Annotated in this window: 19 protein-coding genes, 1 tRNA gene and 1 pseudogene; 9 read left to right on the forward strand and 12 right to left on the reverse strand. The window is 69.9% G+C overall.

From position 1 onward, the window contains the following. The first annotated feature begins 67 nt into the window (after positions 1–67). Both ACQEV2_RS12635 and ACQEV2_RS12640 read left to right on the forward strand, forming a co-directional pair. Positions 68–505, forward strand: coding sequence for a DoxX family protein (locus ACQEV2_RS12635; RefSeq protein WP_433039447.1), 438 nt, complete (start codon positions 68–70; stop codon positions 503–505). A gap of 270 nt (positions 506–775) precedes the next feature. Next, positions 776–1,417, forward strand: a complete 642-nt coding sequence (locus ACQEV2_RS12640) for a DedA family protein (RefSeq protein WP_433039449.1) — start codon at positions 776–778, stop codon at positions 1,415–1,417. 409 nt (positions 1,418–1,826) lie between these two features. On the opposite strand, the gene ACQEV2_RS12645 is transcribed toward ACQEV2_RS12640, so the two are convergent. Then, positions 1,827–2,060: a DUF2277 domain-containing protein gene (locus ACQEV2_RS12645; RefSeq protein ID WP_433039450.1), complete on the reverse strand. Its 234-nt coding sequence runs from the start codon at positions 2,058–2,060 to the stop codon at positions 1,827–1,829. A gap of 90 nt (positions 2,061–2,150) precedes the next feature. On the opposite strand from ACQEV2_RS12645, the gene ACQEV2_RS12650 reads away from it, so the two are divergent. Then, positions 2,151–3,071 (forward strand): ketopantoate reductase family protein, encoded by a 921-nt coding sequence (locus ACQEV2_RS12650; RefSeq protein WP_433039452.1) that lies wholly within the window; start codon positions 2,151–2,153, stop codon positions 3,069–3,071. Positions 3,072–3,199: 128 nt separating this feature from the next. Then, positions 3,200–3,544 (forward strand): hypothetical protein, encoded by a 345-nt coding sequence (locus ACQEV2_RS12655; RefSeq protein ID WP_433039454.1) that lies wholly within the window; start codon positions 3,200–3,202, stop codon positions 3,542–3,544. A 44-nt stretch (positions 3,545–3,588) separates the two neighbouring features. Here ACQEV2_RS12655 and ACQEV2_RS12660 read toward each other — a convergent pair. Together ACQEV2_RS12660 and ACQEV2_RS12665 are read right to left on the reverse strand one after the other, a co-directional pair. After that, positions 3,589–3,660: transfer RNA gene (locus tag ACQEV2_RS12660), tRNA-Val, on the reverse strand. Then, positions 3,640–5,107 (reverse strand): annotated as a pseudogene (locus tag ACQEV2_RS12665) (IS200/IS605 family accessory protein TnpB-related protein). The gene ACQEV2_RS12660 and the pseudogene ACQEV2_RS12665 overlap by 21 nt, the downstream one beginning before the upstream one ends. A gap of 260 nt (positions 5,108–5,367) precedes the next feature. On the opposite strand from ACQEV2_RS12665, the gene ACQEV2_RS12670 reads away from it, so the two are divergent. The 3 genes from ACQEV2_RS12670 to ACQEV2_RS12680 all read left to right on the forward strand — a co-directional run bounded on the left by ACQEV2_RS12670 (position 5,368) and on the right by ACQEV2_RS12680 (position 7,991). Continuing rightward, a complete protein-coding gene (locus ACQEV2_RS12670) occupies positions 5,368–6,141 on the forward strand; it encodes a DUF4097 family beta strand repeat-containing protein (protein WP_433039456.1) in 774 nt (257 codons plus the stop codon). A gap of 74 nt (positions 6,142–6,215) precedes the next feature. Continuing rightward, positions 6,216–7,751, forward strand: a complete 1,536-nt coding sequence (locus tag ACQEV2_RS12675) for a hypothetical protein (protein WP_433039458.1) — start codon at positions 6,216–6,218, stop codon at positions 7,749–7,751. Positions 7,752–7,769: 18 nt separating this feature from the next. Further along, the gene (locus ACQEV2_RS12680; protein ID WP_037640570.1) at positions 7,770–7,991 is read left to right on the forward strand and encodes an FmdB family zinc ribbon protein; all 222 of its coding nucleotides are present in this window, start codon (positions 7,770–7,772) and stop codon (positions 7,989–7,991) included. A gap of 123 nt (positions 7,992–8,114) precedes the next feature. Here the strand turns inward: ACQEV2_RS12680 and ACQEV2_RS12685 are convergent, their stop codons facing one another. Genes ACQEV2_RS12685 through ACQEV2_RS12695 form a run of 3 tightly spaced genes read right to left on the reverse strand, consistent with a single transcriptional unit; the run spans position 8,115 to position 12,600 of the window. Beyond that, entirely contained in the window at positions 8,115–8,930 is an 816-nt protein-coding gene (locus ACQEV2_RS12685) for an HAD family hydrolase (RefSeq protein ID WP_433039461.1), read from the reverse strand. Continuing rightward, complete coding sequence (locus ACQEV2_RS12690) at positions 8,930–11,410, reverse strand: phosphoribosyltransferase (RefSeq protein WP_433039463.1); 2,481 nt, start codon at positions 11,408–11,410, stop codon at positions 8,930–8,932. The genes ACQEV2_RS12685 and ACQEV2_RS12690 overlap by 1 nt, the downstream gene beginning before the upstream one ends. A gap of 23 nt (positions 11,411–11,433) precedes the next feature. Further along, positions 11,434–12,600, reverse strand: a complete 1,167-nt coding sequence (locus tag ACQEV2_RS12695) for an HpcH/HpaI aldolase/citrate lyase family protein (RefSeq protein ID WP_433039465.1) — start codon at positions 12,598–12,600, stop codon at positions 11,434–11,436. 188 nt (positions 12,601–12,788) lie between these two features. On the opposite strand from ACQEV2_RS12695, the gene ACQEV2_RS12700 reads away from it, so the two are divergent. Next, entirely contained in the window at positions 12,789–13,607 is an 819-nt protein-coding gene (locus ACQEV2_RS12700; RefSeq protein ID WP_433039467.1) for a TerD family protein, read from the forward strand. Between the two features lie 137 nt (positions 13,608–13,744). Here ACQEV2_RS12700 and ACQEV2_RS12705 read toward each other — a convergent pair whose 3' ends face one another. From ACQEV2_RS12705 to ACQEV2_RS12730, 6 genes are all read right to left on the reverse strand, one after another. Further along, positions 13,745–14,482, reverse strand: a complete 738-nt coding sequence (locus ACQEV2_RS12705; protein ID WP_433039469.1) for a TerD family protein — start codon at positions 14,480–14,482, stop codon at positions 13,745–13,747. Between the two features lie 103 nt (positions 14,483–14,585). Continuing rightward, on the reverse strand, positions 14,586–15,734 hold the full coding sequence (locus tag ACQEV2_RS12710) for a DUF475 domain-containing protein (protein ID WP_433039471.1): 1,149 nt from the start codon (positions 15,732–15,734) through the stop codon (positions 14,586–14,588). A 125-nt stretch (positions 15,735–15,859) separates the two neighbouring features. After that, entirely contained in the window at positions 15,860–16,435 is a 576-nt protein-coding gene (locus ACQEV2_RS12715) for a TerD family protein (RefSeq protein ID WP_433039473.1), read from the reverse strand. 140 nt (positions 16,436–16,575) lie between these two features. After that, positions 16,576–17,151, reverse strand: a complete 576-nt coding sequence (locus ACQEV2_RS12720; RefSeq protein ID WP_433039475.1) for a calcium homeostasis/redox stress adaptation protein — start codon at positions 17,149–17,151, stop codon at positions 16,576–16,578. A gap of 138 nt (positions 17,152–17,289) precedes the next feature. Continuing rightward, on the reverse strand, positions 17,290–17,748 hold the full coding sequence (locus tag ACQEV2_RS12725) for a peroxiredoxin (protein ID WP_433039477.1): 459 nt from the start codon (positions 17,746–17,748) through the stop codon (positions 17,290–17,292). A 119-nt stretch (positions 17,749–17,867) separates the two neighbouring features. Continuing rightward, positions 17,868–18,305, reverse strand: coding sequence for a DUF3052 domain-containing protein (locus ACQEV2_RS12730; protein ID WP_031476285.1), 438 nt, complete (start codon positions 18,303–18,305; stop codon positions 17,868–17,870). Between the two features lie 362 nt (positions 18,306–18,667). Here ACQEV2_RS12730 and aceE point away from each other — a divergent pair, with 362 nt between their 5' ends. Then, a complete protein-coding gene (gene aceE, locus ACQEV2_RS12735; protein WP_433039479.1) occupies positions 18,668–21,415 on the forward strand; it encodes a pyruvate dehydrogenase (acetyl-transferring), homodimeric type in 2,748 nt (915 codons plus the stop codon). Positions 21,416–21,469 lie beyond the last annotated feature (54 nt).

Here is a 21,469-nt window from a genome sequence, read left to right on the forward strand (position 1 = left end):
AGTATCCGTCCCCGCGCCGTTCCTTCACAGTGACCGGCACACCATCCAGACCGAGGGAGTCCCCCACATGACCGGACGCCTGAACAGCGCCCAGCCTTATGCCATCGGCCTGTTCCGCATCGTCGTCGGCCTGCTCTTCGCCTGCCACGGCGCCAACTCGCTCTTCAGCACCTTCGGCGGCCAGACCCCGGAAGCGGGCACCTGGCCCGGCTGGTACGCCGCCGTGATCGAACTCGTCGGCGGCAGCCTGGTCCTGCTCGGCCTCGGCACCCGCGCCGCGGCGTTCATCTCCTCCGGCGCTATGGCGTACGCGTACTTCAAGGTCCACCAGCCGCAGGCGCTGTGGCCCATCGAGAACCAGGGCGAAGGCGCCGCCATGTACTGCTGGGCCATGTTCCTGCTGATCTTCACCGGCTCCGGCGCGTTCGGCCTGGACCGGCTGTTCACCAAGCGTTCTGCGGCGCGGGGCAGGACGGCGGCCGACCAGACGCCGGTGACGGCCTGACCGCTCCGGCCAGGCCCCGGCCCCGGCGGGGATGCGACCTGCCCCGTACGACGGCGCCCGTGTCCGCGTGTCCCACGCGGTGCGGGCGCCGTTTTGTCGCGCTCGTTCCCGGCAGCCCGGTGAACATGCTGTGCCGAACACACGAGCCCCCGATGAACCTCCTGTCACACCCCAGGCGTACGCTGTATGGCTGTCATAGGCCGCCCCTGCCGCTCCCCCGCGACGTCGCGGCACGGTGGTCCGGCCACGGGGGACAACGGGGAGTTTGCGGTGCTCGAGGGTTTCGAGGATGTGGGTTCGCTGACGGCGGCTCCCTGGATCTACGGCGTAGTGGGGCTGTCGGTCCTGCTGGACGTGTTCCTGCCGGTCCTGCCCAGCGGCGTACTGGTGATCATGGCGGCGACGGCGGCGGCCGCGGGCTCGGGAGCCGCGACCGGTCGGGTCCCCGGCGAGGTCCCGGACATCCTGGCCCTGACGCTCTGTGCCGCGACGGCCTCCGTCCTGGGCGACCTCGTCGCCTACCGCCTCGCCCGGCGCGGCGGCGCCCGACTGGACCGCGCGATCGCCCGCTCCCGCCGCCTGACCTCGGCGCAGGAACGTCTCGGCACGGCCCTGGCCCGGGGCGGCGGCGCCCTGGTCGTACTGGCCCGCTTCGCCCCCGCGGGCCGCTCGCTGGTCTCCCTGGGCGCCGGCGCGACCCACCGCAGCGCCCGCGACTTCCTCCCCTGGTCCGCCCTGGCGGGCCTCACCTGGGCCGTCTACAGCGTGGCCCTCGGCTATTTCGGCGCCCAGTGGCTCGGGGCGACGTGGCTGGCGACGGGGGTGTCGGTGGCGGCGTTGTTCGGGGCGGGGGCGTTGGCGACGTATCTGATGCGACGCCGTGGCCCTGCCGGGGGGCAGCCGCTCGCCTAGGAGGCCGGGGCTTCGGGGTCGTTCGGCGACTGCGGGTGGCCAGCGGCTCGCCCAGGAGCTCGGGACTTCGGGGTCGTCGGCGACTGCGGGTGGTGTGCGGCTGGTCGCGCAGTTCCCCGCGCCCCTAGGTCAGCCGCAGCACCGTCAGCTGGTCAGTGCCCACGAGCCCGCGTTCCCCCACCCGCTCGCCCGGCTTGCGGTCCCCGCGCCCATCCCAGCCTTCGCCGCCCCGCGCCCGCCCACGTGGCCTGCGCCTCCCGCGCCCCACCCACCCACCCACCTAGCCTGCGGGCAGTCGTGCCGCTGGGGCGGCTCCCGACCCAATGCGAGGCGGCACCCGGCCGGCGCCGGCGAGCGTCCCACCCCGGCCCCAGCCCCAGCGGCCGGGCACGCATCGAGCTACCCCGCGCTACCCAGCCTTCCGGGCCGCCCCGAGACCCCGCACCTCCAACCCATCCAGCAACTCCGCCGTAGCCTCGGCAATCGCATCCACGGCACGGTCGAACACCTCCTGGTTGTGCGCGGCCGGTGCCCGGAAGCCGGAGACCTTGCGCACGTACTGCAGGGCGGCGGCCCGAATTTCTTCCTCCGTCGCCTCTTCGGGCAACACGGGCGGACGGAGTGTCTTGATGCTGCGGCACATGCAGACAAGTCTCCCCCGGAGAGGGGCTCCTCTGCCATGATCACTTCAGAGGCGGCCACCACTATGGGGCCGACCGACGAGAGGAATCACATGGCAGCGAACCACACATCCGGGCATGGCCACCTCACCGTGGCGGTCCTGGGCCCGGGCGGCATAGGCGGCCTGCTGGCCGCGCTCCTGTCCAGGGCGGGCCACCGCGTCATCTGCCTGGCCGGCGACGACACGGCCAAGACCCTGCGTACGACCGGAATCCACGTCCGCAGCGGCCTGTTCGGGGACTTCACGGCCGACGTCGAGGCAGACACCGAGCTGCGTGAACCGGTCGACGCCTGCCTGCTCACGGTCAAGGCCACCACCCTCGACGCGGCTCTGACCCGCGTCCCGCCCACCGCGCTGGGCGACGCCCTCGTCGTACCGTTCCTGAACGGCGTGGAACACCCCCAGACACTCCGCGCCCGATACGGCCCCGACCGCGTCGCCCCCGCCGTCATCCGCGCCGAGTCGACGCGCCTGGCCCCGGGCGAGATCGAGCACGCCAGCCCCTTCGCCGAGATCGACCTCACCGGCGACACGGTCCCCCACGACCGGCTGGACGCCCTCGCACAGGTCCTCGACACGGCCGGCCCCGCCACCCGCGTCCTCCCCGACGAGACGGCGGCCCTGTGGGCGAAGATGTCCTTCCTGGCCCCGTTCGCCCTCCTCACCACCCGCCACACCCTCTCCCTCGGCGACGTACGCACGCACCACCGCGAGGAGTTGACGTCCCTCGTCGAGGAGACGGCAGCCGTCAGCCGAGCCTGCGGCGCCCCCGCCGACCCGGCCCAGGCCCTCGCCCGCTACGACGCCTTCCCGCCGAGCACGAAGTCGTCGATGCAGCGGGACGCCGAGGCGGGCCGCCCCCTCGAACTCGACGCCATCGGCGGCGCGTTGCTGCGGGCGGCGGAACGGCACGGGGTGGCGACGCCGGTGACGGCCCGACTGGTACGCGAGTTGAGGGACGCCGGTCACTAGGTCCCGGGCGCCGGACTTCCAAGGCGCGAGCCTGACGAACGGCCCGCACTCAGCCACCCACACACTCGTTCGCATGAACCCCCCAAAGGAGCTCGCAACCCAAAATCGAACAGGCGTAGCATTGGGCCGTGGCTACGCCCTATGACTTTCCGAGTGACCTCCTCGCCGGCCAGGAGGAGCTGCATCAGGTCCGGGCCGAGCTGTCGGCCCTGCTGAGGCGGCTTCCCTGGTCGGTCGTACCCCTGGACGGGTTCAGCGACGACAACGGCTGGCGCAAGGTCGAGCGCCCCGCCTCCCCCGGCTGGACGGAGGACGAGCAGGCCGAGGTGGAAAAGCTCCGACGGCGCGAGCACGAGCTCGCGGTGTTCGTCAGCGGCCACCGCTTCTGGTCGGAGCTGTCCGGAGCGGAGCGGGTCGACGCCCGCATGAAACTGAAGCACGCCCACGAGGCGCCCACGGAGGAAGAGAACTGAAACACAGAGGGCCCCGCCGCGAACGGCGGGGCCCTCTGCTGCTGTGGGCGCGGACGGTTTCGAACCGCCGACATCCTGCTTGTAAGGCAGGCGCTCTACCACTGAGCTACGCACCCGGGGCAGGCCGACAGCCTACATTGTCCCGGGCCCTGTCCGGCAAACCGGTATCGCGGTCCGGAGAGGAGGAGCTCCCTCCTGAAGACTGAGCGGAAGTGCATCCTGATGCCAGGGCGCATGCTCAGCCGCGTGCCCCGAGCGGTGTTGGGCACACTGGTCGCCCGCTTTCCCGCACGATCTCTCTGGTCGTGCGGGGGCGGTGCCGTCCGTCGCCGGATCGGATGCCCGAGGGCGCGCCGTCCGATCGCCACGGCTGCTGCATCGTGGCGAGTGATCTTACGAGCGGGGGTCGTCAGGGGCTGCTGCCAGTGCTGGGCACCCCCCCCGGGAGGTGTACGCCGGGTCCACCGCGACGATCGCAACATTCTGCTCGGCGGCCATTGAGACCAGCCGGGCCCTGAGCTTGGTGGTGGGGAAGCGGGAGACGAGGCATCGGAAACGCTTGTTCCGGCCTTGCCGCTCGCGGCACGTGCTGTCGGTGAAATGAAGGTCCTCGATCGCGATCGCCAGGGCCCCGCAGTTACGGGTGTAGTGCAGCAGTCGGGTGAGCGCGTGTCGTATCTGGGCGTCGCGGTGATGCGCGCTGCCCGACAGGTCGTAGAAGAACCGCTTGGGTTCGCCAACCGGGTTGCCGTGCACGTCGAGGTGCCAGGCGGCGAGGTGATCGTCGTTCATGTCCACCGCGACCAGCGGCCGCGCTGGGAGTCGTGGTGGATGCGGTAGGCGACAGCCCGGTTCGCGACGATCCGCTCCCGCCACTCCCCAGCCCGGTGGGTGAACGTGACGGTCGCATCCAGCCCGTACCGGCCGTACGGGGCGTTCGCCAGGTGAGCCAGGGCCGCCGGAAGCCTGATCGACAGTTCGCGCCATGCCTGGCGACTCAGCCCGGCCTCGTCCAGATGGTGGCGCAGGTGCGCCAGCTTCTTGCCACCGCGCACCACATGCACGCGGCCCGCCGCCCAGTCGGCCTCAAGAGCAGCCAACCGGTCCTGAAGGACGCGAAGGCGGCGGGACTTGGCATGCCACTCCCACCGGGTGGCGTAGCCGCGCGGCAGCCTTGCCTGCTTGTCGGCCTTGGCACCCAGCGGCCGGGGCAGCCGGGCCTCTATCCGCGTGATCTGCCCCCGCAGCCACGCCATCTCGGCGGCCTGACCACGCCTCGCCAGCGCCCATTGGTCGTCCGTCGCCCTGGTGACACTGCCCGCCCATCGCGCGGAAGAGGACGCTGTCAGCGCCCGCTTCCGCGTAGCCCAGGAGACAGCGTCGTGGGCCAGCCCCCTGCCGGGACCGCGCCGCGAGATCGCCTGAGGCCAGCGAGCCGAGGAACCTGCCTAACTCGGTCAGGACCACCGCGTCCGCCGATGACACCCGCAGCCGCGCCCGGATCGACACGCCGACGGGACCTGGCACCACAAATGACGCCGCCAACTCCCGCACGCTGCCCACCCACCCCCTACCGACACCGAAGATCCTTTCATCACACACAACGACCGTCCCGGGAAAGGGTCACTCATTCGATGTGAGAACTCGTGTCTCACATCGAGGGCTCATGTGCGCCGCAGCGCGCCCGCACCTGGGGCTAGCCCCACCGTCAGTCCGGTAGGCCGCCGGATACCGCGCAGAACCCCAGATTCGTACGGTCGAAGCACCGTCGTAATCCTGGGCCGTCATGGTCGGTCTCAGGGGAGTCTCAGGGGGAGTTCGTCATGGCCCGTACCGTTGCCGTCCGCGCAGCCGCCGTCACCGGAGCCGTCGTGGTGCTTGTCGCGGGGCTCGCCGCCTGTGGGGCCTCCGCCGGGGACGACAAGGATCCCGAGCACCGGTCCTTCGCGCTGGAGGGACGGACGCTGACCGTCGACTCCGACGACTCGGCGCTGGAGATCGTCGCCGCCGAGGGGAACAAGGCCGGCACCGTCGAGGTCACCCGGTGGTTCCAGGGGTCGGTCGCGATCGGTTCGGACCCGAAGGTGACCTGGGCGATGGAGGACGACCGGCTGGTGCTGCGGGAGAAGTGCTCCGGCATGATCGCCGACTGCTCGGCCAAGCACCGTATCGAGGTGCCGCGCGGGGTCACCGTGAAGGTCGAGGACGGGGACGGCAGCGTGCGGGCGCGGGGGTTCCGGGATGCGCTGAGTATTCGTACGGCGGACGGGTCCGTGCAGGTCACCGACTCCAGCGGTCCGCTGGATCTGGAGACCGGTGATGGATCCGTGCGGGTCGCCGATGTCTCCTCGCGTCGGGTGAAGGCGAAGACCAAGGACGGCTCGGTCCGGCTCGAACTCGGCACCGTGCCGAACCTGGTGGAGACCCGCAGCGGCGACGGCTCCGTGACGATCGAGCTGCCGCGGGCCACGTACCGGGTGACGACCGAGACCGGCGACGGGGCGGTGGACGTGTCCGTGCCGCGGGACGACGCCAGCTCCCATGTGGTCTCCGCGCGCACCGGGGACGGAAAAGTCACGGTGCGAACGGCGAACTGACCGGCCCGTGTGTTCGTCCTAAACCGGTGGGAGAATGACACCGGGCAGGGTGAATGACAGCACGGGAGAGGGATGTGACGGCGACACCTCCGCAGCCGAACTCGCCGTCAGCGCCGCGCGCACAGCGCCGCCCCGCGCGCTCCGCAGCCCTGCGGGCCGGCCGTCCCGCCGTAGAGGCCATTCGTCCCGCCGTAGAGGCCAGCCGTCCCGCCGTGCAGGCCGTCCGTCCCGCCGTGCAGGCCGTTCACCCCGCCGTAGAGGCCGGTCGTCGTGCGGTCCGATCCGGTGGGCAGGCCCTCCTCGACACCCTCACCCTGGCCGCGCTCCCTCTCGTGGCCGTCCTGGCCCTGCCCGCTGCCTTCGCCGGTGGCGGTACGCGGCGGTGGTTCGGGGGGCGGGCCGAGAGTCAGCGGGCCGAGGCGCAGGCCGCGAAGGATGCGGCGGCGGCCGCGTTCTATGAGCTGGACACCGCCCAGCGGGATCTGCGGATCTCCATCGAGACGATCACGGCCGTCGACGACTCGCCCGCCGCCCGTCGCGCGACCGCCGACTTCGAGGCGCTCGGGCGGCGCATCGACGAGGTCAGCCACCAGTACATCCAGGCCGTCGACGCCCACGACCTCGACCGCGACGACCTGGAGGCCTCGGCTGCCGCACGCGCGCGTACCGAGCTGACCAGGGCCAAGGACGAGCTCGACAACGTGAAGCGCGAGCTGGACCGGTTCACGGACGGGCTCGGGCCGCTGATCGGCAAGGCCGAGACGCAGCTGGCCCGCCTCGCCCCGGCCGTGGAGCGCGCCCGGCAGGGCCTGCTCGCCGCCTCGAACGCGCTGGATGCCGTACGGGCATCGGGGCTGACGGCGGACGACCTCGCGGCGCGGCTGGCCGCTCTCGCGCCCGAGCTGACCAAGCTGAACCAGGGCGCCGGGCAGCATGGCGTCCCGCAGACGCTGGAGCGTGCCGAGCGGGTGGCGCGGGAGGCGGAAGCCGTCCGGGTGGAGGCCGAGCGGCTGCCGGACAAGGCCGCCGAGATCGACCACCGCCTGGTCTCGCTGCGTACGCATGCGCAGGCGCTCACGACCCGTGCCGGGCAGGTCGAGCCGGTGCTGAGCGAGCTGCGGCGGCGGTTCACCGCGGCCTGCTGGCAGGACCTGCAGGGCGTCCCGGAGCGTGCCGCGGAGAACGTACGGCAGGCCGAGCTGAAGCTGAAGGAGGCCCAGGCCGCGCGGGACGCCCAGCGCTGGCCGGACGCCATCGCGCTGCTGTCGACGGTCCGGGCGCTGCTGAACAGCACCGACGAGTCGGTGTCCGCCGCGGGCGACCGGCTGCGCCGGCTGAACGCCGTGCAGAAGGACCCGCAGCAGGAGGTCGACCGGACGCGGTTCGCGATCCGGGACGCCCAGCGGCTGGCCATGGCGGGGCGGAACACGCCCGATCCGCGGCACGCGCGGCCCCTGGACGACTCCGTCGCGCGGCTGGAGCGGGCGATCGGCACGCTGGAGGGGCGCCATCCGGACTACTGGCACTTCCTGACCGAGGCGGAGGCGGTACGGCAGGCGGTGGCCCGGGTGGTCGCGCAGATCCGTGAGGAGCGGGGCGCCGCGCACTGACCGGGCTAATCTGTGCGCATGCCTCGCTACGAGTACCGCTGCCGCAGCTGCGGCGACACGTTCGAACTGAGCCGGCCGATGGCGGAGTCGTCCGCGCCCGCGAGCTGCCCTGCGGGGCATGACGACACGGTGAAGCTTCTGTCGACGGTGGCTGTGGGCGGCACGGCCTCGGCTCCCGCCCCCGCGCCCAGGGCGGGCGGCGGGGGCGGTGGGTGTTGTGGCGGGGGCTGCTGCGGTTAGTCGCCTACGGGGGTGCCGCGCGCTGTCGTCATGCGAGTGCGGCGTCGTTGTGGCTGGTCGCGCCCACGCGGCGGAGCCGCACAGTGATATGGCCCCCGTGCCCCTTAGGGCGCTACGCGCCCTTCAGAGCGTTGCCGGGCGAGTTGCCTTCAAAAACTCCCGCAGGATTCGCTCCCCCGCCAGCACCCCCCGCTCCGGCAGCGCGCTGATCTGCGGTGCCGTCCAGTCGGCGTCCGCCAGCTCACCGTGCCCCGGCCGCCAGCCCCTGTCCACGGCCAGCAGCAGGTCCGCGTCCAGCAAGGAGTCGCCCGCCGCCAGCGTCAGGTCCGCACCCGCCCGCCGGGCGGCCTCGTGCATGGCGGCGCTCTTGGTGAGGGGCTTCGGGACGGCGTAGATCTTGCGGCCCTGCAGTGACACCGTCCAGCCGCGGTTCTCCGCCCAGACCGCGAGTTCCTTCACCCACTCCTCGGGCAGCAGTTCGCGCTCGACGACCAGGTAGGCGAAGAGGTCCTCGGCGACCCGGTGCTTGCGCACCCACGCCGGGGACGCCGTCGCCATCAGGTGGTCCTGCACCTCCGCCAGCGGTGCGCACTGCTCGGCCAGCCGGGCCGTGACCTGTGCGTGCCAGTCGAGGTCGGAGACGCCGTCGACCAGCAGGTGGCCGCCGTTGGCGCAGATCGCGTACTTCGGCGGGGGGCCGGGCAGGTTGATGCGCTGGTACTGCTTGCGGGTGCGGGTCGTGGTCGGTACGAAGACGGCCGCGTCGCCGAGGTCGGTCAGCAGCTGGGCCGCAGTCTCGGTCATGTACGACAGCGGCTTGCTCTCGTGCACCTCCACGCACAGCAGCCTGGGCGCCCGCGCGTCCGGCATGGTCAGCGCCAACGCGGCCGAGGAGTAGATGAGCGTACGGTCGAGGTCGCTCGCCACCAGCACCGGCATCAGACGTTCACCGCCTTGCCGTCGGCGCCCGTCGCGCCCCGCGTGTACCTGGGGTGGATCAACCCCACGCAGGTGTACGGCAGTTCGGCGACCTCTTCCACCGGGACCCCTCTCTGTTCGGCCAGCAGACGGACGTGGTCCAGGTCGGCGCCGGCTCCGGCCCGCGCGAGGATCTTCCAGGGCACGCGGCGCAGCAGCACCCGCGTGGTCTCGCCGACGCCCGGCTTGACGAGGTTCACGTCGTGGATGCCGTACTCCTCGCTGATGCGCTCGACGGCCTTCCAGCCCTCCCAGGTGGGTGCGCGGTCGGCGGACAGCAGCTCCTTGGCGGTCGCGTCGACGGCGTCCATGACCTCCGGGAAGCGGGCGGAGACGGCGTCCAGGAAGGCCACGGACACGTCGGCGCCGGCGAGTTCACGGTAGAACTTCGCGCCGTGGTAGTCGTTCGGGCCGACCAGGTCGGCGCGCAGGACGGTGCGCGAGATCAGGCCGGAGACCGTGGAGTTGAGGCACGCGGACGGGACGAGGTAGTCGTCGCGGGTGCCGTACGTCCGCACGCAGGAGCCCGGGTCGGCCAGTACGGCGATCTCCGGGTCGAAGCCGGTGATGCCGTCGGACTGCTCGAACTCCTCCAGGGCGGCGGCCAGTTCGCGGGTGATGGCGCCCTTGCCGGTCCAGCCGTCGACGAAGACGACATCACGCGGGTCATGGTGCTCGGCCAGCCAGCGCAGCGCGTTGGCGTCGATGCCGCGGCCGCGCACGATCGACACGGCGTAGTGCGGCAGGTCGAGGCCGTGCCGGAACTGGGCCCAGCGACGCATGAGGACGCCGACGGGGGTGCCGGCGCGGGCGAGGGAGACGAGCACCGGCCGCGGCGAGCGCTCCGCCAGCACGATCTCGGTGACCGCGCCGACCGCCTGCGCCAGCCGCGCCGCCGACTCCTCCAGCGCCGTGTGGAACAGTGCCTGGTACTGCTCGCTCGGCTGGTACTCCACCGGCAGCGATTCCGCGTAGTGCGCGCCGCCGCTCTGGATGGCCTCCTCGCGCTCCTCGGTCGGCGCCTCCAGCGTCACGTCCGAGAGGTCCTGCAGCAGCCAGCCGACCTCCTCGGGGGCGTACGAGGAGAAGGCGGGGCCGCGGAGGGGCTCGGGGAGCATGGAGGGCCTTTCGGGGACGTACGACGGGACGACCGCGAGGACGGCGTGTGGGGTGTGGGCGGCGAGCCGGTCCAACAGACCGTCGGGTGCGTGCAGTTCGGGTGTGTCGGCGACCGAGTCGACCACGGCTATGACCGCGTCGAAGCCGGCACCGGCGACGTTGTAGGCGTAGCGCTCGCCGGGGCCGTCGGCGGGGTTGTCGTGGGCGGGGAAGACGATACGGCTGCGTATCGCGTAGCCGGGGTCGTCGACCGCGAGGACCGGGGAACGGGTGGTCGTGGAGTACCGCACCTCGGCCTCCACGACCTGCTCCAGCTCACGGGCGAGTCGCAGGGGGGCGTACATCAGCTCTTCGAAGCCGAGGACGTGGACGCGGCGCGCGTCAGCCGGCAGTGCCTCTGCGAGGCGGGCTGCCATGGCGGGGAGGGCGCTTTCGAGTCGTATTCGATGCTGGGGGGTGAAGCCGTGTCGGCCGCCGTCGGGGAGGCCGGGGGGCCAGTGCAGGTCGACGCGGGTGATGTGGGGGTGGGTGGGGTTGTCGTCCGGGCGCGGGCCCGTGGGGGCTGGTCGCGCAGACGACCGACTACCGCTCGCGGCACTCTCAGACTCGTACCGCGCCACCAGCTCCTGCCCCTTCTCCAGCACCCCCTCCGGCAACCGCACCGTCCCCGAAGCCGCCGCCACCAGATCAACCCTCGCGCCGATCTCCCGCGCGAACTCCTCCAGTCGCCCGGCGTCCTCGGCCGACCGCATGTCGACCAGCGCCACCACGACGTACCGCCGCCGCGGATACCGTTCGTGAAGATCCCGGATGGTGTTCAGGACCGTGTTCCCCGTCGAGAACTCGTCGTCGACCAGGACCAGCGGCCCGTCACCCGCCAGCAGGCCCGGATCCTCCGGCAGCAGCAGATGCGACGTAGCGTGCGAGTGGGACTCCTCGAAGCCGCCCGCCGGGGCGACCCCGGCGACCGGGCGGCGGGTGGAGTGCAGGTACGGGGCGCTGCCGATGCCGTCGGCGACGGAGTGGCCGAGGCCGGTCGCCGTCTCCGCGTAGCCGAGGACGACCGCCCGGGCGGCCTCGTCGGCGCCCAGAAGTTCCCGCACCCGGCGGCCCAGGGCGAAGCCGGCGCCGTACACCACGGACGGTGACTGCGGTACGTGCTTGCCGAGCACGTTGGAGACCAGCAGATGCGCCCGCTTGGGGTTGCGGCGCAGGGCGAGTCCCAGCAGCTCCGTGAGCTCGTCGTCGCCCACGAGCTGGACTCCGAGCCGCTCGGCGACCCAGCTGCCGGACCAGACCCCGTTGTTCACTGCGTTGTTCATGCGTCCCTTGGATAGAGGTGGGTTCAGCCGGGAATTCCGGCGGCCAGCAGATCCACGAAGCTGACGTCCTCGCGCGCGACGCCGAAGACCTCCGCGCGCAGCATGGTCCGCTCGGCCCAGGCTCGGTGCGGCTTCACCTCGTTCATCTTGTTCGTGTACGCCGACCTCAGCACGCCCCCGCCGCCGCGCTCCGGCCGCAGGATGTCGACGGCGTCGCCGTACTCCTCGTGACTGACCACGGACAGTGCGTGCACCGCCGGCACATGGGAGGGGTGGATGCAGGTCTTGCCCAGCAGACCGTTGGCGTGGTCGAGGGAGATCTCCCGCAGCAACCCGTCCATCGCGTGCTCAATCAGTTTCTCGCGCAGTTCGACGGCCTGTCCCTCCAGGAACGGGCTGGTGCGCAGCATCGGCTTGAACATGCGCTCGGGCACGCGGAAGTACTCCCACACCGGTCCGGTCACCGTGTACCCGGTGCCGTCGGCCCGCCCCAGCATGTTCACGACGTCGGCGATCACGGAGGCGACGATCTGCACGTCGTAGGCGGTCATGTCGGGGGCGCGCCGCAGCCCGTACGAGGAGCAGAAGTCGGTGACGCCGAGCCGCAGCGCGAGCACCCGGTCCCGGTACTTGTCGACGGCGCGGGCGATGCCCTCCAGGGCGTCCACGCGGGACTCCCGGTACATGAGCTCGGGCGTCTCCAGCACGGGCATGCCGAACAGCCGGTGCCCGAGGGCGGTCTCGGCGGCGGCGAGGGCCTCCAGGAAGGGGATGCCACGCTCCTCGGTGAACTTGGGGAACACGAACCCGGACAGCAGCCGCACGGCCGGGCCCAGGCGCCGGACGAGGTCGGGGATCTGCTCGGGTGTGCGCACCCGGACGAAGAGCAGCGGCAGTGCGGCGCCCGCTCGCCCCGCGAGGTCCGCGAACTGCCGGACGAGGTTCTCCTCGCCCGCCGCGACGTCCTCGTCGCCGATGGAGTCCTCCAGGCACAGCACCATCGAAACCACGCCGTTCCCCGCCTGCTTGACGATGTCGTCGGCGAGCCGCGGCCGGGTGGCCGGACTGTAGAGCGTGGCGCCCAGGGCCGCGGAGAGCAGCCGGGCCGGGGAGCCGGCGGTGAATTCGCACGGCTCCTGGTGGAAGAGGCGCTGCCGCACCTCCGGGGCGATGTGCCCGAAATGACGCATAGAACTCCCCCGTGGTGTCTCAGTGGCCCCTGTGAGCTGTTCACAGGTGGCCGGTAATAGTACGTAGATACCCATGTCAGGGGTTCCCGCAGGGCATGAATTTCTGGTAACGCGGACGAACACGAGCGCGCACGGTCTGCGTACCCCCCGCGTTGTCGTGATCAGGACGGAGAGGGCAGGATGACGGCATGACGCACGCGATGTTGAAGGGGTCGAACGTCCCGCTCAAGGCCACGACGGTGCGCGCCGTGCTGCGCTGGACGCCCGGGCAGGGGGTCCCGGATGTCGACGCCTCGGCTCTGCTCCTCGGCCCCGACGGTCGTGTGCGCTCCGACGAGGACTTCGTCTTCTACAACCAGCCCCGGCACCCCTCCGGGAAGGTGTGGCGCCTCGGCAAGAAGCGGCTCGCCGAGGGCCTCACCGACACCATCCAGACAGATCTCGCCGGTGTCGAGCCCGACGTCGGTCAAATTCAGCTGGTCGCTTCGGCGGACGGCGTCACCTTCGACCGCGTACGGGACCTACGCATCCTGCTGTACGACGCGACGGCCGCCGACGGCGACCCGCTGGCGTACTTCGACATCAAGCCGGAGACGGGCCAGGAGACCGCCCTGATCTGCGGCGAGCTGTACCGCCGCGGCGAGGGCTGGAAGTTCCGCGCCCTGGGCGAGGGCTACTCGGACGGCCTGAAGGGCCTGGCCACGGACTTCGGCATCTCGGTGGACGAGGCCGAGGCAGCGCAGGAGCCTGCGGCAGCTCAGCCGACCTCGGTACCGGAGGTCTCCCAGCCCCTGCCCCCGGAACAGCCGACGACGACGGTCCCGCCCCAGCCGTCGTACGGCTACCCTCAGCAGCCCCCGGCGACCCAGCCGGCATACGGCTATCCCCAGCCGACGAGCCAGCCGGCCCACGCCCAGTCGGGCTACGGCTACCCGCCCCCGGTGACGACAGCTCCGAACCAGGAGTTCCGCCTGCCTCCTCAAGGGCCCCAATTCATCGGACGGTGACGGGAGCGCCCCGTCAGGGGCGCGGGGCTGTATCGATATGCGGCTCCGCCGCGTGGGCGCGACCAGCCACAAACGACCCGCAGCCGCCATACAGCGCAAGGCCCCGAACTCTTAGGCGCACCGGCCGAAACCCAGCGTCAGCGCTCCGCCTTGGTTTTGTACCCGCGGCCCCATTGCAGTCCCCACCCGAACAACCGATCCAGCTCGGCCTGAAACCCGTAAACGAACTTCACCTCACGCCGAACCCACAGCTCACCCTTGATGTTCTCGATCATCACCACCGCACAGGACCGAGCCTGAGGGTGCCGCTCATCGAGACCTATCTCGATCCGGGGCCCATTGCTCGGGTACAACGTGACGATCGCATGCGTACGGTCGAACGCCGGCGTCTGGTCATAGATGTACACGAAGACCAGCAACCGCTTGATGTTCTCCCGATGATCCAGGTTGACGTACATCGTCTCCCCGGACGCCGATCCGAACCGGTCGTCCCCGCTGAGCTTGACGTATGGCGGCGAGTTAACGTCCCCGAAGAACCCGCCCAGCGGCTGGACGACCCCCTTCGTCCCGTCGGCCAGTTCATACAGGCACCCGAGGTCCAGGTCGACATTGACCATGCTCTGGCTGTGCCCGAGCACCTCCGGCGGCTTGAGGGCCTTGAACGGATGCCGCAACAGGCTCTCCCGCTGCGACCCCCCGATGTCGGACGTCCGCATCCGCCAGGCGAGGTTGATCCGCAAATGCCCCGTGGCAGCACCTTGCTTGGTGAGCGACACCCGATCGTGCCGCTTGGTCAGCTCTATCGCATTCGTCGACGCACTGCCCGAGTCGAACTCCGCGGCTCGACCACGCCAGAGCCCGTCCAAGAAGCCCATTCCGCCCCCACGTCCCACCAGAGAACCGCGTTCACTTGGAAAAACCGGCGGGGCGGCCGGAGCCCGGCCGCCCCGCACAGAGCGTTCCTCGCTTGCAGGGGTGTCACACCCCGGACGAGACCTCAGTCTTCTCGTCCGAGGCCTTCGCTTTTCCCTCCGCGGCGGCGAGCGCGCGGTTGCGGCGGACCGAGGACCAGAAGGACCAGCCGATCAGAATCACACCGACCATGCCGGTGATGATCTCGTTGATCTCGTACTGGATGGTGACGAGCAGGATCATGGCGAGCGCGCCGATCGCGTAGTGCGCGCCGTGCTCGAGGTAGACGTAGTCGTCGAGGGTGCCCTGACGCACGAGGTACACGGTCAGCGACCGGACGTACATCGCGCCGATACCGAGACCCAGCGCCATCAGGACGATGTCGTTGGTGATGGCGAAGGCGCCGATCACGCCGTCGAAGGAGAAGGACGCGTCCAGGACCTCGAGGTAGAGGAACATGAAGAACGCGGCCTTGCCGGCCATGGCGACCGCCGAGCGGGGCTTGCCGGTGCGCTCGGCCTCTTCCTCGGCCTCGTGCTCGCGTTCCTCCTCCTCTTCGAGCTTGTCCTCGAAGTAGCCGGAGAGACCGCCCACGATCATGTACGTGATCAGACCGGCGATACCGGAGAGCAGAACCGTCTCCGCCTTGTCGACGTGCGCACCGCCGTGCTGGTGGGCGTGGGTCGCGAAGGTCAGGGCCGAGATCAGCAGAACGACCAGTGCGATGCAGACCGACAGCATGTCGACCTTGCCGAGCTTGGCCAGCGGGCGCTCCAGCCAGCCGAGCCACTTGATGTCCCGGTCCTCGAAGATGAAGTCCAGGAAGATCATCAGCAGGAACATGCCACCGAACGCGGCGATCGCCGGGTGGGCGTCGGTGACGAGCTCCTGGTAGCGGTCCTTGTCGCTGAGCGCGAGGTCGACGGCCTCGATCGGTCCGAGCGACGCGCTGATCGCGACGATCACCACGGGGAAGACCAGTCGCATGCCGAAGACGGCGATCAGGATGCCGACGGTGAGGAAGATCTTCTGCCAGAAGGCATTCATCTTCTTCAGGATTCCGGCGTTGACCACCGCGTTGTCGAAGGACAGCGAGATCTCGAGGACGGAGAGGATCGCCACGATGCCGAAGGCGGTCCACCCCCCGAAGAGGACCGCTGCAACCAGGCCGAGCGCGGTGACCGCGAACGACCAACCGAAGGTTTTCAGAACCACTGGCTACCCAATCCTGTATGTACGGGGCTCCCCCGCGCCGCACTCGGCTTTACGAACTTTTGAACCCGAAGTCTAGTCGGCCCGTCTTCGCATCCCACTCGGGCCCGGCTTTTGCTCATATCGCGTTATGAGACGTTGACCCCGAAGTCCAGTGCGATGCCGCGGAGTCCGGACGCGTACCCCTGTCCCACCGCCCGGAACTTCCATTCCCCCTGGTAACGGTAGACCTCGCCGAAGATCATGGCGGTCTCGGTGGAGGCGTCCTCGCTCAGGTCGTAGCGGGCGAGCTCCTGGCCGTCGGCCTGGTTCACCACGCGAATGAAGGCATTGCTGACCTGGCCGAAAGTCTGGCCGCGCTCGTCGGCCATGTGGATGGAGACAGGGAAGACGATCTTGTCGCAGTGGGCCGGCACCTTGGGGAGGTCGACCAGGATCGACTCGTCGTCGCCGTCGCCCTCGCCGGTGAGGTTGTCCCCGGTGTGCTCCACCGAGCCGTCCGGGCTCTTGAGCTGGTTGTAGAAGACGAACCACTCATCGCCCAGAACCCGTCCGCCGTTGCACATCAGGGCGCTGGCGTCGAGGTCGAAGGGGGCTCCGGTGGTGGAGCGCGCGTCCCAGCCGAGCCCGATCATCACCTGAGTGAGGTTCGGTGCGGCCTTGGACAGGGAGACGTTTCCTCCCTTGGCGAGCGTGACGCCCATGATGCTGATCCTCCCCAGGGTGCTGCTTCTTTGGTTGTCCTGCGCATCCGGCGCCGCACCCAAACGAATGCGGCGCCGGAGTCAGCCAGTGGCGTCCTGGACTCTCACGCCCCGGTCGTCGAACTCAGGTGCTCGACGGCTCAGACGTTCACGCCGAAGTCCTGCGCGATGCCGCGCAGGCCCGAGGCGTAACCCTGGCCGATGGCTCGGAACTTCCACTCCGCGCCGTGCCGGTACAGCTCGCCGAAGACCATCGCGGTCTCGGTGGACGCGTCCTCGCTGAGGTCGTAGCGCGCGATCTCGGCGCCGCCGGCCTGGTTCACGACGCGGATGAACGCGTTGCGGACCTGGCCGAAGGACTGCTGGCGGTTCTCGGCGTCGTAGATCGACACCGGGAAGACGATCTTCTCGATGTCGGCCGGGACGCCCGCGAGGTTGACCTTGATCTGCTCGTCGTCGCCCTCGCCCTCACCGGTGAGGTTGTCGCCGGTGTGCTCGACGGAGCCGTCGGGGCTCTTGAGGTTGTTGAAGAAGACGAAGTTCGCGTCGCTGCCGACCTTGCCGGAGCTGTTTAGCAGCAGCGCGCTTGCGTCCAGGTCGAAGTCGGTGCCGGTCGTGGTGCGGACGTCCCACCCCAGACCGACGATGACCGCGGTCAGCCCGGGGGCCTCCTTGGTCAGTGATACGTTGCCGCCCTTGCTGAGGCTGACTCCCACGAGTCCTCCATTGGTGTCCAGGGGCGGGGAGCCCCGCCGTGCGTTTGATATCGGATCAACGAGTCGATCCTAGTGACGGGTTCCCGTACCTCGCAGGCCTTGATGCCGAAGAATCACAGGTGTCGGTGACGGCCGGGATCAGAGGGTGTCGAGCGCCTTGACGTACTCGTTCAGGTCGCGCGCGTCCGGCAGCGCGTTGACGACGGTCCAGCGCACCACGCCCTCCTTGTCGATGACGAAGGTGCCGCGCACGGCGCAGCCCTTGTCCTCGGCGAAGACGCCGTAGGCGCGGCTGACCTCGCCGTGCGGCCAGAAGTCGCTGAGCAGCGGGTACTCCAGGCCCTCCTGCTCGGCGAAGACGCGCAGGGTGTGGATGGAGTCGTTGGAGACGGCGAGCACCTGGGTGTCGCGGTCGGAGAATTTCGGGAGGTTGTCGCGGACCTCGCACAGCTCGCCGGTGCACACGCCGGTGAAGGCGAAGGGGTAGAAGAGCAGGACGACGTTCTTGGAACCGCGGAAGTCGGAGAGCTTCACGCTCGCGCCGTGGTTGTCCTTGAGCTCGAAGTCGGGGGCCTTGTCGCCGACCTGGATCGCCATCGTCGTGGATGTCCCTTCGGTGGGGCTGTTCGGGTGGCACCCACCCTATGCAGCGGCCACCGGGGCCCGTGCAGGAGGCCGGGCCGGGCTTTTCGGCCCGGCCCGGCACCGTCACCGGATCACTTCTTGGTCTTCGCGGCCTTGGGCGTCACCAGCCGGCTGCCGCTCCAGTCCTTGCCGACGCTGACGCTCTTGGACGCCGACAGACCCGCCGTCGTCGCGGCTTCCGAGATGTCGCTGGGCTCCACGTAGCCGTCACGGCCGGTCTTCGGCGTGAGCAGGAGGATCGAGCCGCCCTCCTCGATGTACGTGGTGGCGTCCACCAGCGCATCCGTCAGGTCGCCGTCCTCGTCGCGGAACCACAGCACCACGGCATCGGCGACGTCGTCGTAGTCCTCGTCCACGAGCTCGTTGCCGACGACTTCCTCAATGGCCTCGCGGAGTTCCTGGTCTACGTCCTCGTCGTAGCCGATCTCCTGGACCACCTGCTCGGGCTGGAACCCCAGCCTGACGGCAGGGTTCGTCCGCTCCTCCGCGTGGTCCGCGGTCGCGCTCACGGGTTGCCTCCTGATCATGTCTTGGGAATAACTCAGCCACGCGCGTGCGCGAAGCATTGGCCGTAGTCCACACGGGCGGGACGGATCGCGCAAGTACCCGGCCGTTCAGACCGCCGAAACGGTGACGATCCTGAACGTGTCACCGCAACTCCAGGCACACCATCATCGTCTCAAGGTGACGCACACCACGCCAATGTGCCCCCTTTGCACGTTTGGGAACCATGCGTGGGCACTCAGCCGTTTACCAAGCACCGGTTACCCCGCAGTAGAGATGACGTTTTGCGCCCCGAGGTACACGATGGGGAGCGGTGCAGACGCCCAGAAACCCCAGAAACACAGCCCTCTGACAGGTAAGGACCAGCGTGGCTTCCGGATCCGATCGCAACCCGATCATCATTGGCGGCCTTCCGAGTCAGGTTCCTGACTTCGATCCCGAGGAAACCCAGGAGTGGCTCGACTCCCTCGACGCCGCCGTCGACCAGCGTGGCCGGGAGCGGGCCCGCTATCTGATGCTGCGGCTGATCGAGCGGGCCCGCGAGAAGCGCGTGGCCGTGCCCGAGATGCGCAGCACGGACTACGTCAACACGATCGCCACCAAGGACGAGCCGTTCTTCCCGGGCAACGAGGAGATCGAGCGCAAGATCCTCAACGCCACCCGGTGGAACGCCGCCGTCATGGTGTCCAGGGCCCAGCGCCCGGGGATCGGCGTCGGCGGCCACATCGCCACCTTCGCCTCCTCGGCCTCGCTCTACGACGTGGGCTTCAACCACTTCTTCCGCGGCAAGGACGAGGGCGACGGCGGCGACCAGGTCTTCTTCCAGGGGCACGCCTCTCCGGGCATCTACGCGCGCGCCTTCCTGCTCGACCGGCTGAGCGAGCAGAACCTCGACGCGTTCCGGCAGGAGAAGTCGAAGGCGCCGTACGGGCTGTCCAGCTACCCGCACCCGCGGCTGATGCCGGACTTCTGGGAGTTCCCGACCGTGTCGATGGGCCTCGGCCCGATCGGCGCGATCTACCAGGCGCGGATGAACCGCTACATGGAGGCGCGCGGCATCGCGGACACCTCCAAGTCGCATGTGTGGGCGTTCCTGGGCGACGGCGAGATGGACGAGCCGGAGTCGCTGGGCCAGCTGTCCATCGCCGCCCGTGAGGGCCTGGACAACCTCACCTTCGTCGTCAACTGCAACCTGCAGCGCCTCGACGGCCCGGTGCGGGGCAACGGCAAGGTCATCCAGGAGCTGGAGTCGATCTTCCGCGGCGCCGGCTGGAACGTCATCAAGCTGATCTGGGACCGCACCTGGGACCCGCTGCTCGCGCAGGACCGCGACGGCATCCTCGTCAACAAGATGAACACCACGCCGGACGGCCAGTTCCAGACGTACGCCACCGAGACCGGCGCCTACATCCGCGACCACTTCTTCGGCGGCGACCACCGGCTGCGCGCCATGGTCGAGGGCATGACCGACGACCAGATCCTGCACCTGGGCCGCGGCGGTCACGACCACCGGAAGATCTACGCCGCCTACTCGGCCGCCCGCGCCCACAAGGGCCAGCCGACCGTGATCCTCGCCAAGACGATCAAGGGCTGGACGCTCGGTCCCAACTTCGAGGGCCGCAACGCCACGCACCAGATGAAGAAGCTGACGGTCGACGACCTCAAGCGCTTCCGCGACCGGCTGCACCTGCCGATCTCCGACAAGGACCTGGAGAGCGGGCTCCCGCCGTACTACCACCCGGGGCGGGACTCGGAAGAGATCCAGTACATGCACGACCGCCGCAAGGGGCTCGGCGGTTACGTCCCCACGCGCGTGGTGCGCTCCAAGCCGCTGGCGCTGCCGGACGACAAGACGTACGCGACCGTGAAGAAGGGCACGGGCCAGCAGTCCATCGCGACGACCATGGCCTTTGTCCGACTCCTCAAGGACCTCATGCGGGACAAGGAGCTCGGCAAGCGGTTCGTGCTGATCGCGCCGGACGAGTACCGCACGTTCGGCATGGACTCGTTCTTCCCGAGCGCGAAGATCTACAACCCGCTGGGCCAGCAGTACGAGGCCGTCGACCGCGACCTGCTGCTCGCCTACAAGGAGTCGCCGACCGGCCAGATGCTGCACGACGGCATCTCTGAGGCCGGCTGCACCGCCTCGCTGATCGCGGCGGGCTCGGCGTACGCCACGCACGGCGAGCCGCTGATCCCGGTGTACGTCTTCTACTCGATGTTCGGTTTCCAGCGCACCGGCGACCAGTTCTGGCAGATGTCGGACCAGCTGGCCCGCGGTTTCGTGCTCGGTGCGACCGCCGGCCGTACGACGCTGACCGGCGAGGGCCTGCAGCACGCCGACGGCCATTCGCAGTTGCTCGCCTCGACCAACCCGGGCTGTGTGGCGTACGACCCGGCGTTCGGGTTCGAGATCGCGCACATCGTCAAGGACGGCCTGCGCCGGATGTACGGCAGCTCGCCCGAGCACCCGCACGGCGAGGACGTCTTCTACTACCTCACCGTCTACAACGAGCCGATCCAGCACCCGGCCGAGCCGGAGAACGTGGACGTCGAGGGCATCCTCAAGGGCATCTACCGCTTCAGCGAGGGCACTTCGGGCTCGATCCCCGCGCAGATCATGGCGTCCGGTGTCGCGCTGCCGTGGGCGATCGAGGCGCAGAAGATCCTCGCCGAGGAGTGGAACGTCAAGGCCGACGTCTGGTCGGCGACCTCCTGGAACGAGCTGCGGCGCGAGGCCGTGGAGTGCGAGGAGCACAACCTGCTGCATCCGGAGGAGGAGCAGCGGGTGCCGTATGTGACGCGGAAGCTGACCGGGGCCCAGGGGCCGTTCGTGGCCGTCTCCGACTGGATGCGGTCGGTGCCGGACCAGATCGCCCGGTGGGTGCCGGGGACGTACCAGTCGCTGGGTGCGGACGGCTTCGGGTTCGCGGACACCCGCGGGGCGGCCCGCCGCTTCTTCCACATCGACGCGCAGTCGGTGGTCGTCGGCGTGCTGACGGAGCTGGCGAAGGAAGGGAAGGTGGACCGGTCGGTGCTGAAGCAGGCGATCGACCGGTACCAGCTGCTCGATGTGTCGGCCGCTGATCCCGGGGCTGCCGGGGGCGACGCGTAGCGTCCGAAGGGGCATGGCGTCGCAGGGTTGTGGCGTCAACGGCTCGACGGGGTG

The sequence above is a fragment of the Streptomyces sp. CA-251387 genome, from assembly GCF_050936625.1.
Taxonomy (GTDB): Bacteria; Actinomycetota; Actinomycetes; order Streptomycetales; family Streptomycetaceae; genus Streptomyces.

Excerpts from the sequence above, each read along its gene's own strand:
- ACQEV2_RS12635 (WP_433039447.1), top strand. The coding sequence starts at position 68 with ATGACCGGACGCCTGAACAGCGCCCAGCCTTATGCCATCGGCCTGTTC.
- ACQEV2_RS12645 (WP_433039450.1), bottom strand. The coding sequence starts at position 2,060 with ATGTGCCGCAGCATCAAGACACTCCGTCCGCCCGTGTTGCCCGAAGAG.
- ACQEV2_RS12650 (WP_433039452.1), top strand. The coding sequence starts at position 2,151 with ATGGCAGCGAACCACACATCCGGGCATGGCCACCTCACCGTGGCGGTC.
- ACQEV2_RS12670 (WP_433039456.1), top strand. The coding sequence starts at position 5,368 with ATGGCCCGTACCGTTGCCGTCCGCGCAGCCGCCGTCACCGGAGCCGTC.
- ACQEV2_RS12680 (WP_037640570.1), top strand. The coding sequence starts at position 7,770 with ATGCCTCGCTACGAGTACCGCTGCCGCAGCTGCGGCGACACGTTCGAA.
- ACQEV2_RS12685 (WP_433039461.1), bottom strand. The coding sequence starts at position 8,930 with ATGCCGGTGCTGGTGGCGAGCGACCTCGACCGTACGCTCATCTACTCC.
- ACQEV2_RS12690 (WP_433039463.1), bottom strand. The coding sequence starts at position 11,410 with ATGAACAACGCAGTGAACAACGGGGTCTGGTCCGGCAGCTGGGTCGCC.
- ACQEV2_RS12695 (WP_433039465.1), bottom strand. The coding sequence starts at position 12,600 with ATGCGTCATTTCGGGCACATCGCCCCGGAGGTGCGGCAGCGCCTCTTC.
- ACQEV2_RS12700 (WP_433039467.1), top strand. The coding sequence starts at position 12,789 with ATGACGCACGCGATGTTGAAGGGGTCGAACGTCCCGCTCAAGGCCACG.
- ACQEV2_RS12705 (WP_433039469.1), bottom strand. The coding sequence starts at position 14,482 with ATGGGCTTCTTGGACGGGCTCTGGCGTGGTCGAGCCGCGGAGTTCGAC.
- ACQEV2_RS12715 (WP_433039473.1), bottom strand. The coding sequence starts at position 16,435 with ATGGGCGTCACGCTCGCCAAGGGAGGAAACGTCTCCCTGTCCAAGGCC.
- ACQEV2_RS12725 (WP_433039477.1), bottom strand. The coding sequence starts at position 17,748 with ATGGCGATCCAGGTCGGCGACAAGGCCCCCGACTTCGAGCTCAAGGAC.